The organism is Robertmurraya dakarensis, assembly GCF_900156875.1.
Lineage (GTDB): Bacteria > Bacillota > Bacilli > Bacillales > Cytobacillaceae > Robertmurraya > Robertmurraya dakarensis.
The window spans coordinates 1,520,483-1,534,658 of the sequence record NZ_LT707409.1 but is presented as its reverse complement, the minus strand read 5'-3'; the positions used below and the strand labels follow the sequence as shown (position 1 = coordinate 1,534,658).

Below are 14,176 nucleotides of genomic sequence, written 5' to 3'. Positions count from 1 at the left end.
CCCAATTTTGAGGATGAGGGGGAAATAGGATGTACGAAACAATTAAGTGTGATGTTTCTAACCGCGTGTTAACCATCACGTTAAATCGTCCTGAAAAGTTAAATGCGTTTAATCCACAAATGTCTAAGGAATTCACAGAAGCCTTAGATTATGCTGACAACAATGATGACATTAGAGTAGTAATTGTCACTGGGGAAGGCAGAGCCTTTTGTTCTGGTGCTGATTTAGGAAAAGGAACTAGTTCAATTGAAGAGGATTATTTCTCGGGTAAATCAGACGATTCGGAAGAAAGAGGAGGAGGTTTCGTATTCAAATTATTTAACTTGAAGAAACCGATTATTGCCGCAATCAATGGTCCTGCTGTAGGGGTAGGAATTACTTTGGCCTTGCCAATGGACATTCGCATTTGTTCAACTAATTCTAAAATTGGCTTTATTTTCACAAGAAGAGGGATATTACCGGAAGCCGCCAGCGGTTGGTTTCTACCGAAAATAGTTGGAATTAGCAAGGCGTTAGAATGGGTCTATACGGGAGATTTTATTTCACCCGAAGAAGCTCTAGAAAGCGGCCTTGTCAGCAAAGTGGTTCCACCTGAAGAGCTGCTGCCAACAGCTAGAGCATTAGCAGAAAAAATTGCCGAAAATACTTCTGCTACAGCAATTGCATTATCAAGAAATTTATTTTGGAAAATGCTTGGTGAAACTCACCCAATGGAGTCCCATAAAATTGAATCTAAAGGGAATTTATGGGCTTCTAGACAGGTTGATGCTAAAGAAGGGATTGCTTCCTTTTTAGAAAAGCGTAAACCAAATTTTACTATGAAGCCAAGTACAGACCTGCCTGACTTTTATCCATGGTGGGATGAGGCAAAATCTAATTAAGGAGGAAAAACATGACAACGAATAAAAAAATCATAGAAGATACCATTTCCGTTCGTAAAGGTGAAGAATTAAATGTTGAAGTGGTAGAGGAGCTTCTTAGGAAGAAGCTTCCAGAATTAAGCAATGATCCCATGGTTGTGGAGCAATTTAGTGCCGGAAGTTCTAATTTAACGTATTTGCTAAGAGTAGGAGAATGGCAGGGTGTTTTGCGGAGAGCACCGCTTGGTCCTGTTAATACAGGAGCTCACGACATGCAGCGAGAATATAGGGTATTAAGTGCCATTAATCCGGTTTATCCACTTGCACCAAAGCCATACTTCTTTATAGAAGATGATAGTTTAATTGGTGCGCCATTTTATGTCATGCAGAGGCTGAATGGTGTTTTACTAGGATCAGCACTGCCTGATCACAGCGACGGAAGTAAAGAGCTCTATCATCAAATTTCAAATACAATGGTCAATTCACTGGCAAAGCTTCATGAAATTGATTATACAAAAACAGATATAGTCAACTTTACGAAGCCACAAGGGTTCTTGGAGAGACAGGTTAAAGGCTGGATCGGCCGTTATGAAAACGTTAAAACGGATGATGTGCCAGGAATGGAGCGGTTAATTAAGTGGATCACAGACAACAGACCGGTTTCACAGCCGGCGACGTTAATTCATTATGATTTTCATTTAAAGAATATATTGTTTGATAAAGATGATCTAACGCAAATTTCTGGAGTGCTGGATTGGGAGATGAGTACAGTAGGGGATCCTTTAACAGATCTTGCATCTGCACTTGCTTTATGGTTTGAACCAAGTGATCCAGACTTTATCAAATCACAAAGAGGCGAAACCCCAATTACAACAAGACCAGGATTTATGACAAGAAGAGAATTTATTGAAACATATTCAAAAGTCAGCGGCCGAGATGTGTCCAAAATGAATTATTATATCGTATTTGGCTATTTCAAACACATTGTTATTATGCAGCAGATGTATTATCGCTGGAAAAAAGGCCAAACAAGTGATGAGAGATTTGCGAAATTGGATGAGTTTGTAAGAAATCTTACAGACTGGGCTTTAGAAAATACAGGAGCTAAATATTAAGAATAGATTGAGAGATATTCCTGCACAATTGAATAATACGATTATCATTTTTGGAGGGGATAGCGCGAATGTCAGAAACTACTAAACAGGCCCTTAAATCTTACTTTGAAAGTAAGCTTGAGGGTGCTGTTAACTTAAGGATATCAGATTTTAAGCAGCCATCTGCAGGTTGGTCAGATGAGGCCTTCATTTTCAATGTGAATTGGGAATCTGATGGTGAAACCCATCAAAAGGGCTTTGCCATTCGAAAACAGAACAAAGGAGGCTTGATGCGCGAAAACAAAAATTTCTATAATCAATATAATTTTTTAGATATTTTAAGTAAGAATTGTGATTTACCCGTACCGGGTGTTCACTGGTATGAAACAGATGAATCTATTCTCGGCGGCTCGTTTTTTGTGATGGATAAGCTGGAAGGGGCAGCCTATGTGCCTTGGTCTAAAGAAGGTCAGCAGTTTCTAAAACAGGCTCATGATGATGGTCACATCCCGCAGCAGTTTGTAGAACTATTAGCAAAACTGCATCTTTTAGACTATCAAGAAGCAGGCTTTACAAAGGACTTTACTGAACCAGTCGGACCATATGGATATATTGATAGTAAAATTAAGGGACTCGAAGAGATGTACAACAGATATTTAATCAGTCCTGACCCTGTTATGGTAGATGCTTTAGAATGGCTTAAAGCAAATAAACCTGCAGCACAGAGATATTCGATCGTACATAACGATTACCGGACGGGGAACCTGTTGTATAAAAATAATGAAATTACCGGGATACTAGACTGGGAGGCGGCAGAAATTGGGGATCCAATGGCAGACGTAGCCTACGTTTGTGCAAAATCAAATCGAATGGATTCTCCGCTTCTGTGCTACTTATTAGACAGAGATATGTTCTATGAAACTTATAGTAAATTAACCGGTTTGCAGGTGGACGAAAAAGTTGTTCATTATTATGAAGTTTTTCACCAAGTACGATTTGTTTTAATTTCACAGTCAGCTGGTACATCCTTTGCAAAGGGGCAGACACAAGATTTAAGAATGGCCCGTCAAGGATACCGATGGCCATTGATGCGAGGCATGGTAGCTGAATTATTAGGGTATTAGGAGGTCTTATCATGCTAGATAAAAAATTAACCTTTAAGACGGCAAATCAAGCATTAAAGGAGATTATTATTCCGGAGCTTGAAGACGGTGTAGCAAAGGAACAAGCCATTGCCTTAATATCAGTCCTGAAGAATCTGGATATGTGGACGGTTGAAAATATCAGTCCAAAAGAGCAGCTTATTGCAAAGATCCAAGAGAATCTTGAGGAGCAATTCCAAAAGCTTGAGCAGGATTCCGGACAATTTTCAAGTCTAGACTGGAAAGGTTCTTTAGAGAAGTCCTATAAAAACACAGAAGGATTAGTAGATGTCACTGAAAAATGGAAAGTGTTAAATGATATACAATGTCAGCTTATACAGCAATTGTATAAAGAGAATGATAGAAATCCTGAAATACAGGAATCCTATATTACACCTTTAAGAGAAAAAGTTCGCGAGCAGTTGAACATTGAAATGAGTTTGGTTCGATAATTTAGTAGATTCTTTCTATTTAATTATCAGAGTAATGATAAAATTTTAGGAGGTTTTTTAGAATGAATGAAATCGAAAAGAAGTATGGTATGAGTCAAGAAGTAATTGAGCTTCGTCAAAAGGTTAGAAAATTTATTGATGAAAAGGTCATTCCTGTTGAAAAAGACATTGAAGATCGTATAGAGGGGCGCGAAATATTAAAAGGCTTGCAGGCAGAGGCAAAAGAGCAAGGAATATGGGCATTAGGCTTACCAAAGGAAATTGGCGGCGGCGGTCTAAAGTTTATGGACTACGTCTACATTAACGAAGTGGTAGGTCGTTCTGAGGCAGCGATGGCTTCGCTTGGAACGCATACTGCTCAAGATGCTACCATGCTGAATTTATTTGGAACACAAGAGCAAAAGGATAGATGGCTATACCCTATGGTTAGGGGGGAAATTAATCCATCTGTAGGGTTAACTGAACCTGAAGTAGCAGGGTCTGACCCGACATTGATTCAATCAACTGCTTATCTAGATGGAGACGAATGGGTAATTAACGCTCACAAGTGGTTTACGACTGGGGCAACTAGAGCTGCGTTCACGACGATGTTCTGTGTAACAGAACCAAATGAGGAAAGCAGACATAGAAGAGCATCAATGATCATCGTTCCAACGAACACACCTGGTTATGAAATTGTCAGAGTGGTTCCGACAATGGGGCATGAACACGGTGCACACTGTGAAATCCGCCTAACAAATGTTAGAGTTCCTAAAGAAAATTTACTTGGAGAACGCGGGGAAGGATTTGTAATTGCACAAAAACGACTTGGACCAGGCCGGATTTATCACTGCATGAGATGGTTAGGGCAAGCACAGCGTGCATTCGATCTTATGGTTGAAAGATCACTTAACCGTTATGCACATGGTTCATTGCTGGCTGATAAACAAATGATTCAAAAGTTCATAGCAGATTCTGCTACGGAAATTCAGTCTGCCCGCTTAATGACATTTGAAGCTGCCAAGAAGATTGATAGAGGAGAAGACGCAAGAATTGATATTGCAATGATCAAAGTGTATGGAGCAAAAGTCCTTCATGACGTCATTGATAGAGCGATCCAGGTACATGGTGCAAAGGGTGTAACAGCTGATACACCATTAGAAAAAATGTACAGAGAAGCAAGATATGCACGAATTTATGATGGTCCAGATGAAGTGCATACTGCAACAATTGCACGCCGTATTATTAGAAAATATAAAGAGGGAGGATCTTGGGATCCAGCTAATTTTTAATAAATGGTTGCAGCAAACCAATACTACTTATGATAGTATTGGTTTGTGTGGTAAATAGGAGGAGTGAATTTACGCCATAAAAATTCGGAATATTCATAATATTATATTATTTCGTTAAATTAATTATGTACACGCTTTCATAAAGGGAGGTGATCGAAGTTCATAAAGTCAAAGTCTTATTTCTAACACTGTAAATTAAAAATAATTAGGGGGATTAACATGGGAAAACGAAAGTTATCTCTACTCGCAGGCTTAATGGCATTTGTACTTTTGGTTTTTACAGGCTGCAGTGGATCATCGGAAACAGGAGGAAAAGGTGGTTCAGGGGATGGAGGAGATACGATTAAAATTGGAATTGCAGTTGCTACAAGCGGTGCAATTGCAAAAACTGGTCAAGACTCGCTTGCTGCTCAAAGAGTTGCGGTTGAAGAAATTAATGAAAGCGGCGGGGTAAAGATTGGCGATAAATCTTATAAATTTGAGCTGGTCCACTACGACACGGAAGGAAAAGCTGAGTCGGCCACTGCAGCTACTGAAAGATTAATTCAGCAAGATAAAGTAATGGCAGTTATCGGGGCTTCGACAAGTACAGAAACAGCCGCGATGATTCCAATTGCTGAGCGAAACAAAACACCTATGTTAACGGCTGTCGCTGCGGCACCTGTACTAACTAATATGGGCGCAAATTATTTCACATCTGCTTCAAGTCAAACGATTATGGCCATTCAAAAATATGTTGATGGCATGAAGAATTTTGATTATAAAAAAGTAGCTATGCTTCATTTTAACGATGAGTTCGGGATGGCTACGGCTGAAGCTGTTAACAAAGCGTTTGCCGAAAATGATATCGAGATTGTCTTCCAGGAAGCATTCGCACCCACACAGCATGAATTTGGAACGATGCTAGATAAAGTGGCTGCAACTGATGCTGAGGTAATATTTGCTGTTGCGCAGATTGAATCGTTCGTCAATCTTTTAAAACAAGCGAAAGAAAAGGGCATTAAGATCCCAGTTAGAGATGGGGCAGGTGGAGCACTTGAAGAAATGATTAAAATATTACCTCCTGAATACACTCACGGTTTAGTTGGCGGTTCTCGTTCCGGCCGGGTAGATGCTGAAGACCATAAGGCATTTAGAGCAAAATTTGAAGAACCTGAGCTTGTGAACTCATTCCATTATTCTGGCCGTGATTCTATTTATCTACTTAAAGATGCCTTTGAACGAGCTGGTTCAGCGACAGATAAAGAAAAATTACAAGAGGCAATTCGAGCAAGTAATTTTGATGGCTTAATGGGTAATTACCAATTTAACGAAAAAGGAGAAAACTCAATCAAGAGTATCACTGGAATCGTGCTAGATGGCGAAATTCACTATTATGAAAAGGACGAAGACATCCCTCAAGATGTTATTGATTCCATAAGATAACAGCTTCCCTTGGAGGAGAGGAAGAGAGGCTGACTCTCTCCTCCCTCTATATAATCAAACTTATCCGAAAGGAGAACTATATGAGTGAACAAATTATCCAGGCGTTAATTAACGGATTAGTCAGTGGGAGCATTTATGCGTTAATGGCAGTGGGTTTTACACTGGTATTTGGAATTATGCATGTTATTAACTTGGCGCATGGTGAGCTATACATGCTCGGTGGTTTTTCAACCTTCTTTATGGTTAGTATTTATCAAATCAACTTTTTTGTTGCTTTAATCGCAACGTTGATCATCATCGGGGTTTTTGGTTTCTTTATCGAGAAAATTATTTTTAAGCCGCTCAGAAATGCTAGTTTGTTAAACACTTTATTGGCTTCGATCGGTTTATCGCTGTTCATTAGCAACTTGGTCCTGAAACTAGCTGGATCAGATATGAGGAATATCGAATTTCCATTTAGCGGACAGTCTATAAGCATTTTAGGAACGTCAGTTTCTGTTCATCGAATAGTGGTACTTCTTCTTACAGCCTTTCTAGTATGTTTGTTAGGCTGGGTGATCAAATATACAAAAGTAGGGAAGGCCTTACGAGCAACCGCACAGGATACAGATGCAGCAGCGCTGATGGGAGTTAATATTAATTTAATCTACGGAATTATTTTTGCTATCAGCGCCGGACTTGCAGCCGTTGCAGGTGGTTTAATTGGCTCTCTATATGTTGTCGACCCCTCCATGGGAATGATGCCTGGAATGAAAGCTTTTATTATCGTTATTCTTGGTGGAATGGGGAGTGTAGTGGGAGCGCTTTTGGGTGCACTTATATTCGGGTATGCAGAGACCTTTACAACTCTTTTCTTGGAATCGTCTTATCAAGAATTGGTTGGTTTTATCATCCTAATACTAGTCCTCCTCTTTAAACCTAGCGGACTATTTGGGGGAGTGAATACGAAATGACCAAAAACTTGAATGCAAAAAAACTATCACTGATAGCATTGTGTGCCATCATCTTATTGGTCATCCCCATACTACTAGGGGACTACCATGTTCATGTGATCAATCAAATTGGTATCTTTATCATTCTCGTTACTAGCTTAAATCTTATATTAGGTTATACCGGGCAGCTTAGCTTTGCGCATATTGGGTTATTTGCAATCGGAGCTTACACAAGTTCCATTTTAATGATGACCTATAATGTGCCGTTTCTTTTAAGTCTGCTGCTTTCAATGGTAGCCTCCGCATTTTTCGGTTTACTTGTGGGTTTAATTGCGTTAAGATTCACAACGCATTTCTTTGCAATCGTAACACTTGCTTTTGGTGAAATTATCCGTCTGATTATTTATAATATGCCAGATTTGACGGGCGGACCAAATGGAATTTATAACATTCCTTTTCCGCCAAACGTTTTCGGTCTTGACTTTAGCCAACGCTCCCACTTTTATTACATTATCTTAATCGGCGCAGTTGCTACTGTCTTATTTGTTAAGTACATGATTGGTACACGTACAGGAAAAGCGATGATTGCTGTTCGTGAAAATGAAACATTTGCGCAGTTCATCGGTATTAATACTTGGAAAGTGAAGATGATTTCGTTTACGCTTAGCGCGGCCTTAGCTGGGTTTGCAGGCAGTATTTATGCCCATTATAATTCATACATTTCCCCTTATTCATTTACAATGATGGAATCCGTTACACTATTACTGATGGTCATTATCGGCGGTGTAGGAACAATCTTTGGACCAATCCTTGGAGCAGCATTTCTCATAACGCTGCCAGAATTACTTAGAGACGTTAATGAATGGAGATTGGTTATTTTTGGTGCATTGCTAGTGTTGACGATTATGTTTATGCCAAAAGGTTTGTTAGGACTGTTCAAGTCCATACAGGAAAAAGTAAAATCATCCAAAAAGCCTGTATCTAATATAGATTCCGGGCTGGGAGAGGAGGAACGAAAAAGTGTTGGAAGTTAAAAATGTATGTCGTAATTTTAAAGGTCTTCAAGCATTAAGTGATGTGTCTTTCACAGTTGAGGAAGGAACCATTTTTGGTGTGATTGGTCCTAATGGAGCCGGAAAAAGCACCTTGTTTAACTGTATTACCAACTATTTTCCCCCTTCGTCCGGAAACGTTTATTTTGAGGGGAAAGAGATTACCGGTATTAAACCTCATAAAATAACGGAATTAGGAATAACAAGAACATTTCAACACACTCAAGTTTTTCCTCAGCTTACAGTCTACGATAATGTGGTAACTGGTCAATATGTCATTAAGCAAAAAGATCCCGGGCGAACTAAAACACAATTTGATGAAGATGTTGAGAGAATATTAAAGCTAGTTGGTCTTGATTCGTACCGAGAGACCATCGCCTCTAACTTAAGTATGGGAGACCAAACGCGTTTAGCCATAGGCATTGCTTTGGCGACAGAAGCGAAACTTCTCTTGCTAGATGAACCGGCTGCAGGAATGAACCCAGAGGAAACGAAGCAGCTGATGAACCTGCTAAGAAATGTTCGCGAACAAGGAGTAACCATTGTCTTAATTGAGCATGACATGAAAGCGGTCATGGGTATTTGTGAAAGAATTGTTGTACTTGAATATGGGCAAAAAATTGCCGAAGGCACCCCAGAGGAGATCAGGCAAAATCCACAAGTAATCAAGGCATATTTAGGGAGTGGGGATATTGCTTAACATTCAAGATTTATGCGTGAATTATGAAAAGAATCAAGTTATTAAAGGGATATCAATGGAGGTTAAAGAAGGAGAAATTGTTACATTAATTGGCGCAAACGGTGCGGGAAAGACAACTTTATTAAGAACGATCTCGGGTATTAAATCTAGTTCTTCTGGAAGTATTGAATTTATGGGGAACCCAATCCACAAAATGCCTTCCCATAAAATAGTCGATCTTGGAATAGGCCATATACCGGAAGGAAGACGCGTCTTCCCAGAAATGACGGTAAAAGAAAACTTAGAAATGGGTGCTTATAGAAGAAAAGACAGCAAGGAAATGAAAAAGGAGTTAGATCATATTTTTGAGTTATTTCCGCGCTTAAAGGAACGGATTTCGCAGCGTGCCGGTACACTAAGCGGCGGTGAGCAGCAAATGCTCGCAATCGGCAGAGCGATTATGCTTCGGCCGAAAGTATATCTGTTTGACGAACCGTCTCTTGGAATTGCCCCTCTTGTTATTGCTGAAATTGCCCAAATGATTAAGAGATTAAATGAGGAAGAAGGGGCAACGATTCTATTAGTTGAGCAGAATGCTAACTTAGCATTAAAACTATCACACAGAGCTTATATTTTGGAAACAGGGAAAATCAGCTTAGAAGGACCCTCCGAAGAATTAGCAAATGACGATCGTGTACAAAAGATCTATTTAGGATATGAATAATATATTTTGTAGAGTTACCCGTTAAGAAGGGAACCTAGTTCACCTAGCAGTCCCTTCTTTTCTTACGTTCGCTTATTTATATTTAATTTTGAATATTTTAAAAATTAATATTTGTATAATTTACAGAAAATTGTTATTATTTACTATAAGGAGAAAATACCTCGATTATAGTCTATATCAAATACTTCTCCTTGGATGTTCACCAAAGGTACATATCTTAATGTGCAAGTAAGGTAAATAAATAAAAGAGGTGGAGAATGTATGAAAACGTTGAGCTATCAAACTTTAAAAACTGAAGTAAAAGATCGTATTTTAACTGTTACATTAAGCAGGGAAAATATGAATGCTTTTAATAAGCAAATGCTTTCTGAACTAATTCAAGTATTTGACGAAGCAGATGCAGATGATAATGTAAGGGCTATCATCATGACAGGTGAGGGGAAAGCTTATTGTGCAGGGGCAGACTTAGAGGGTGGAGAAAGCACGTTCGAAAATAAAGAAACTCCTGAAGAAGTGTACCGTGATGGCGGTGGAATTTTAAGCTTGCGTATTTTTGAATTGAAAAAGCCGATTATTGGAGCGATTAATGGTGCTGCAGTTGGTGTAGGTGCGACAATGACATTGCCAATGGATATCCGTATCGCTTCATCAAAAGCGAAGATGGGCTTTGTTTTCTCTCGCCGCGGTATTACGCCTGAAGCTTGCAGCGGCTATTTTCTACCAAGAGTGGTAGGGATCAGTAAAGCAGTTGAATGGGTGTTCACAGGTAGAGTGTTCTCAGCTCAAGAAGCATTAGAGGCTGGATTAGTTAGTCAAGTTGTTGAGCCTGAAGACTTGCTGCCAACAGCTCGTAAGCTTGCAGCTGAAATTGCTGAAAATACATCTGCAATTTCTGTTACTTTAGGACGTCAATTAATGTGGAAGATGCTTGGAGCAAATCATCCAATGGAATCGCATTTAGTTGAATCTAAAATGATTCAATGGACAGGACAGCAGGCGGATGTTCGTGAAGGAATCAATTCATTTTTTGAAAAGAGAAAGCCAGATTTCAAGATGAAAGTAAGCACTGATTTACCGCCTTTTTATCCTTGGTGGGATAATAATTAATAGTTTCATAGTTAGCAAGATTACGAGACGTTAGCAATAAAAAGCCTGTGGAGTATTCCACAGGCTTTACGTATAATCATATATTTTCTTTTAAGGTTTTTCCTGCATTTCCTATTTGTAAATCAGATAACGGCAATGTAATTACCTTGCCTCCTATTTGAACATGAATGGTGTCGTTAAAGATGGCCTTTACTAGACCTTTTAATGATACAGTAGAATCTACAGAAATATTATTTTTTTCAGGGTTTTTAGCCATGTTTTCACCCTCCAGAAATTTAAAATATAGAACAAGATATTAATAATTATGAATGATAATTATTATAATATGAAACTTAGTCATTAATCAATTTTTTAGAACATAAATTAAACAAAAAATTAATTCAATTCCTTATATAATAAGAAAGTTTTAGGACAATATGACATTTGTCATATTATCGACATGACAATTATGTCTTTGCAGAGTAAACTCCTTCGGATATGATGAAGAAAAAATTGTGACGAAGGGAAGCAATGCAATGACACAACAAAAGCAAAGAAACTTGCGAAAACAGATGGCTCCATATGAAAAATCAATTACAAAGAATAGTGTGTTGCAACTATTCAATACACTTATTCCATTTTTTGTACTATGGATTTTAGCGTACCAAAGCCTATCACTTTCCAACGTTCTTTCATTTTTAATTTGTATTGTTGCTGCAGGATTTTTAGTCAGAATGTTTATCATCTTTCATGATTGCTGCCACTACTCTTTCTTTAAAAGCCGTCGTGCCAACGATGTTCTTGGTAATATCACAGGGATTTTGACACTTTTTCCGTATCGTCAGTGGCAGCATGATCATGCCGTACATCACGCAACAAGCTCTAATTTAGATAAGCGTGGTACGGGGGATATTTGGCTTTTGACTGTTGATGAATATTTATCTGCCTCATTTTGGACACGCATACAATATAGACTTTATCGAAATCCAATCGTCATGTTTGGCCTTGGTCCGATTTACACGTTTTTGTTGAAAAATCGATTTAACCGTAAAGGTGCTAGAAAAAATGAGAAATTGAATACCTATTTTATCAATATTGCCATTGTTGCATTGATAAGTCTTCTTGGATCATGGCTGGGGTGGGGCTCATTCTTATTTATTCAAGGTACCATCTTTATGGTTGCTGGATCTGCAGGAATATGGTTATTTTACGTACAGCATACATTTGAAGATTCTTATTTTGAAGAAGATGAACATTGGGAGTATGTTAAAGCGGCTGTTGAGGGGAGTTCTTTTTATAAACTTCCGCCACTCTTGCAGTGGTTAACGGGTAATATCGGCTATCATCATGTGCATCACCTAAGCCCTAGAATCCCAAATTATAAACTGGAAGAAGCACATGAGCGTACTGAACCTTTAAGGAATGTACCGACTATTACACTCTCTACAAGCCTACAGTCTCTAAAGTTCCGCTTATGGGATGAGGAAAGTAAAAGCTTCATCGGCTTTAAGGAATTAAAAAGCTTGAAGACAAGTCAAAGCAAAAATAATCTAACTCCACAAGTAGAACCTAAGTAAGTTTGTTATGAAAAACAGTCGTTCCTAGAAATTGGACGACTGTTTTTCATGATTTATCCTAAATTATGATAAAATAGCACTAAAATACATAGCCTAAGAGGTTTTTCATGATGTCGCAAAAGCTTACAATATTCCGTAAATTCTCGGGGATTTCCCCATATATTTGGACGGTAATCAGTATTTTACCGTTTTACTTTATTTTTCAATCATCCTCAACCATTGAAATTATCACAGGTCTAATTTTAACCATTGCTTTCTTTATTGCCTACCGCTTGGCTTTTATATCGAAGAGCTGGCCAGTATATTTATGGACGATCATCTTAATTAGTATTTCAATCACGATGACGATTTTATTTCAGTTTGTCTATTTTGCTTTTTATATTGCTTATTATAATGGAAATATCAAGAATAGAATTGCGTTCATTGTGCTTTATGTCATTCACCTGGTCTTTACCACGATATCAATTAATTATAATGTAGTCATGCAAAAACCGCTTTTTATTGAACAGCTTCCGTTCATTATTATCATTTATATCAGTGTTATTCTTCTTCCGTTTAACTTATACAATAAGAAGAAGCAAGGATTGCTTGAAGCGGAGCTGGAGGATGCGAATAAAAGGATTGCAGAACTAGTAAAGCAGGAGGAACGACAACGGATTGCCCGTGACCTTCATGATACATTAGGTCAAAAGCTTTCATTGATTGGTCTGAAAGCGGATCTTGCAAGAAAAATAATTTATAAAGATCCTGAAAAAGCGCGCAATGAGCTAAAGGATGTCCAGCAAACGGCCAGAACAGCATTAAATGAGGTTCGGAAAATGGTATCGCAGATGCGCGGAATACGTTTAAAAGAGGAATTAGTACGTGCTAAACAAATTCTGAAAGCAGCAGAAATCGAATTCATTTGTGATGAAAAATTTACGTTAACCAACGTTTCGCTTTTTATCGAAAATATTTTGAGCATGTGTATGAAGGAAGCTATTACGAATGTAGTGAAACACAGTAAGGCAAGCTTTTGTCAAATAAAGATAGAACAATCTTCTAACGACGTCAGTATTACCATAAAAGACGATGGAATCGGAATAAATGAAGATACAGATCTCGGTAAGGGGAGCGGGTTGCTGGGGATAAAAGAACGATTAGAATTTGTAAACGGTACTCTAGAGATCATTCCTGCGGCCGGTACTACAATTGTGATGAAAGTGCCGAATGTGTTAAAGCAGACCGGGGAGGAAATTCAATGATTAGAATAGTAATTGCTGAAGATCAACGAATGTTACTGGGAGCGCTAGGTTCACTGCTCAGCTTGGAAGATGATATGGAAGTTGTGGGGCAAGCATCGAATGGACTTGAAGCGATCTCACTTGTAAAAAAACTCCAACCTGATATTTGTATCATGGATATTGAGATGCCTGAAAAAACAGGTCTCGAGGCAGCTGAAGAGCTTAAAGGCTGCGATTGTAAAGTAATAATTCTAACAACCTTTGCACGTTCTGGGTATTTTCAAAGAGCGTTGAAGGCTGGAGTTAAGGGGTATCTATTGAAGGATAGCCCTAGCGAAGAACTAGCCAGATCGATTCGCTTAGTTATAGAAGGAAGAAGAATTTACGCACCAGAGTTAATGGATGATGTATACAGCGAAGAAAATCCCCTTACTGACAGGGAATTAGAAGTATTGGGGCTTGTTGCTGATGGAAAGAATACGAAGGAAATTGCCGATGAGCTCTCTCTTAAAGCTGGAACAGTCAGGAATTATATTTCTACTATCTTAGATAAGTTAGGTGTAACAAATCGGATTGAAGCTATCACACAGTACAAGGAAAAAGGTTGGTTTAAATAAGAAAATCCTGCGCCGTCTCGTTTCAGTCCCTAGCAGTTGGAA

Annotated in this window: 15 protein-coding genes; 14 read left to right on the top strand and 1 reads right to left on the bottom strand. The window is 38.6% G+C overall.

Going from position 1 to position 14,176, the window contains the following annotated elements:
* Nucleotides 1-29 precede the first annotated feature (29 nt).
* The 11 genes from CZ487_RS16215 (at nt 30) to CZ487_RS16165 (ending at nt 10,738) form a co-directional block, all read left to right on the top strand.
* Complete coding sequence (locus CZ487_RS16215) at nt 30-881, top strand: crotonase/enoyl-CoA hydratase family protein (protein ID WP_077213321.1); 852 nt, start codon at nt 30-32, stop codon at nt 879-881.
* An 11-nt stretch (nt 882-892) separates the two neighbouring features.
* Complete coding sequence (locus CZ487_RS16210) at nt 893-1,975, top strand: phosphotransferase family protein (protein WP_077213320.1); 1,083 nt, start codon at nt 893-895, stop codon at nt 1,973-1,975.
* Nucleotides 1,976-2,043: 68 nt separating this feature from the next.
* Nucleotides 2,044-3,078, top strand: a complete 1,035-nt coding sequence (locus CZ487_RS16205) for a phosphotransferase family protein (RefSeq protein ID WP_077213319.1) — start codon at nt 2,044-2,046, stop codon at nt 3,076-3,078.
* An 11-nt stretch (nt 3,079-3,089) separates the two neighbouring features.
* Entirely contained in the window at nt 3,090-3,548 is a 459-nt protein-coding gene (locus tag CZ487_RS16200; RefSeq protein ID WP_077213318.1) for a hypothetical protein, read from the top strand.
* A 62-nt stretch (nt 3,549-3,610) separates the two neighbouring features.
* Entirely contained in the window at nt 3,611-4,819 is a 1,209-nt protein-coding gene (locus tag CZ487_RS16195) for an acyl-CoA dehydrogenase family protein (protein ID WP_237562901.1), read from the top strand.
* A 219-nt stretch (nt 4,820-5,038) separates the two neighbouring features.
* Nucleotides 5,039-6,244: an ABC transporter substrate-binding protein gene (locus CZ487_RS16190; protein ID WP_077213317.1), complete on the top strand. Its 1,206-nt coding sequence runs from the start codon at nt 5,039-5,041 to the stop codon at nt 6,242-6,244.
* An 80-nt stretch (nt 6,245-6,324) separates the two neighbouring features.
* Complete coding sequence (locus CZ487_RS16185) at nt 6,325-7,197, top strand: branched-chain amino acid ABC transporter permease (RefSeq protein ID WP_077213316.1); 873 nt, start codon at nt 6,325-6,327, stop codon at nt 7,195-7,197.
* Entirely contained in the window at nt 7,194-8,210 is a 1,017-nt protein-coding gene (locus CZ487_RS16180; protein ID WP_084783312.1) for a branched-chain amino acid ABC transporter permease, read from the top strand. Before CZ487_RS16185 ends, CZ487_RS16180 begins: the two co-directional genes overlap by 4 nt.
* The gene (locus tag CZ487_RS16175; RefSeq protein WP_077213315.1) at nt 8,197-8,928 is read left to right on the top strand and encodes an ABC transporter ATP-binding protein; all 732 of its coding nucleotides are present in this window, start codon (nt 8,197-8,199) and stop codon (nt 8,926-8,928) included. The genes CZ487_RS16180 and CZ487_RS16175 overlap by 14 nt, the downstream gene beginning before the upstream one ends.
* A complete protein-coding gene (locus tag CZ487_RS16170; protein WP_077213314.1) occupies nt 8,921-9,631 on the top strand; it encodes an ABC transporter ATP-binding protein in 711 nt (236 codons plus the stop codon). Before CZ487_RS16175 ends, CZ487_RS16170 begins: the two co-directional genes overlap by 8 nt.
* Before the next feature lie 261 nt (nt 9,632-9,892).
* Nucleotides 9,893-10,738 (top strand): crotonase/enoyl-CoA hydratase family protein, encoded by an 846-nt coding sequence (locus CZ487_RS16165; RefSeq protein WP_139339584.1) that lies wholly within the window; start codon nt 9,893-9,895, stop codon nt 10,736-10,738.
* Between the two features lie 76 nt (nt 10,739-10,814).
* Here CZ487_RS16165 and CZ487_RS16160 read toward each other — a convergent pair whose 3' ends face one another.
* The gene (locus tag CZ487_RS16160; RefSeq protein ID WP_077213313.1) at nt 10,815-10,994 is read right to left on the bottom strand and encodes a hypothetical protein; all 180 of its coding nucleotides are present in this window, start codon (nt 10,992-10,994) and stop codon (nt 10,815-10,817) included.
* A gap of 259 nt (nt 10,995-11,253) precedes the next feature.
* Between CZ487_RS16160 and desA the strand changes: the two genes are divergently transcribed.
* The 3 genes from desA to CZ487_RS16145 all read left to right on the top strand — a co-directional run bounded on the left by desA (nt 11,254) and on the right by CZ487_RS16145 (nt 14,134).
* Nucleotides 11,254-12,294 carry a Delta(5) desaturase DesA gene (desA, locus tag CZ487_RS16155; protein WP_077213312.1) on the top strand — a complete coding sequence of 347 codons (1,041 nt, stop codon included), beginning with the start codon at nt 11,254-11,256 and terminating at the stop codon, nt 12,292-12,294.
* A 110-nt stretch (nt 12,295-12,404) separates the two neighbouring features.
* Nucleotides 12,405-13,538 carry a sensor histidine kinase gene (locus tag CZ487_RS16150; protein ID WP_077215348.1) on the top strand — a complete coding sequence of 378 codons (1,134 nt, stop codon included), beginning with the start codon at nt 12,405-12,407 and terminating at the stop codon, nt 13,536-13,538.
* The gene (locus tag CZ487_RS16145) at nt 13,535-14,134 is read left to right on the top strand and encodes a response regulator transcription factor (protein WP_077213311.1); all 600 of its coding nucleotides are present in this window, start codon (nt 13,535-13,537) and stop codon (nt 14,132-14,134) included. The genes CZ487_RS16150 and CZ487_RS16145 overlap by 4 nt, the downstream gene beginning before the upstream one ends.
* Nucleotides 14,135-14,176 lie beyond the last annotated feature (42 nt).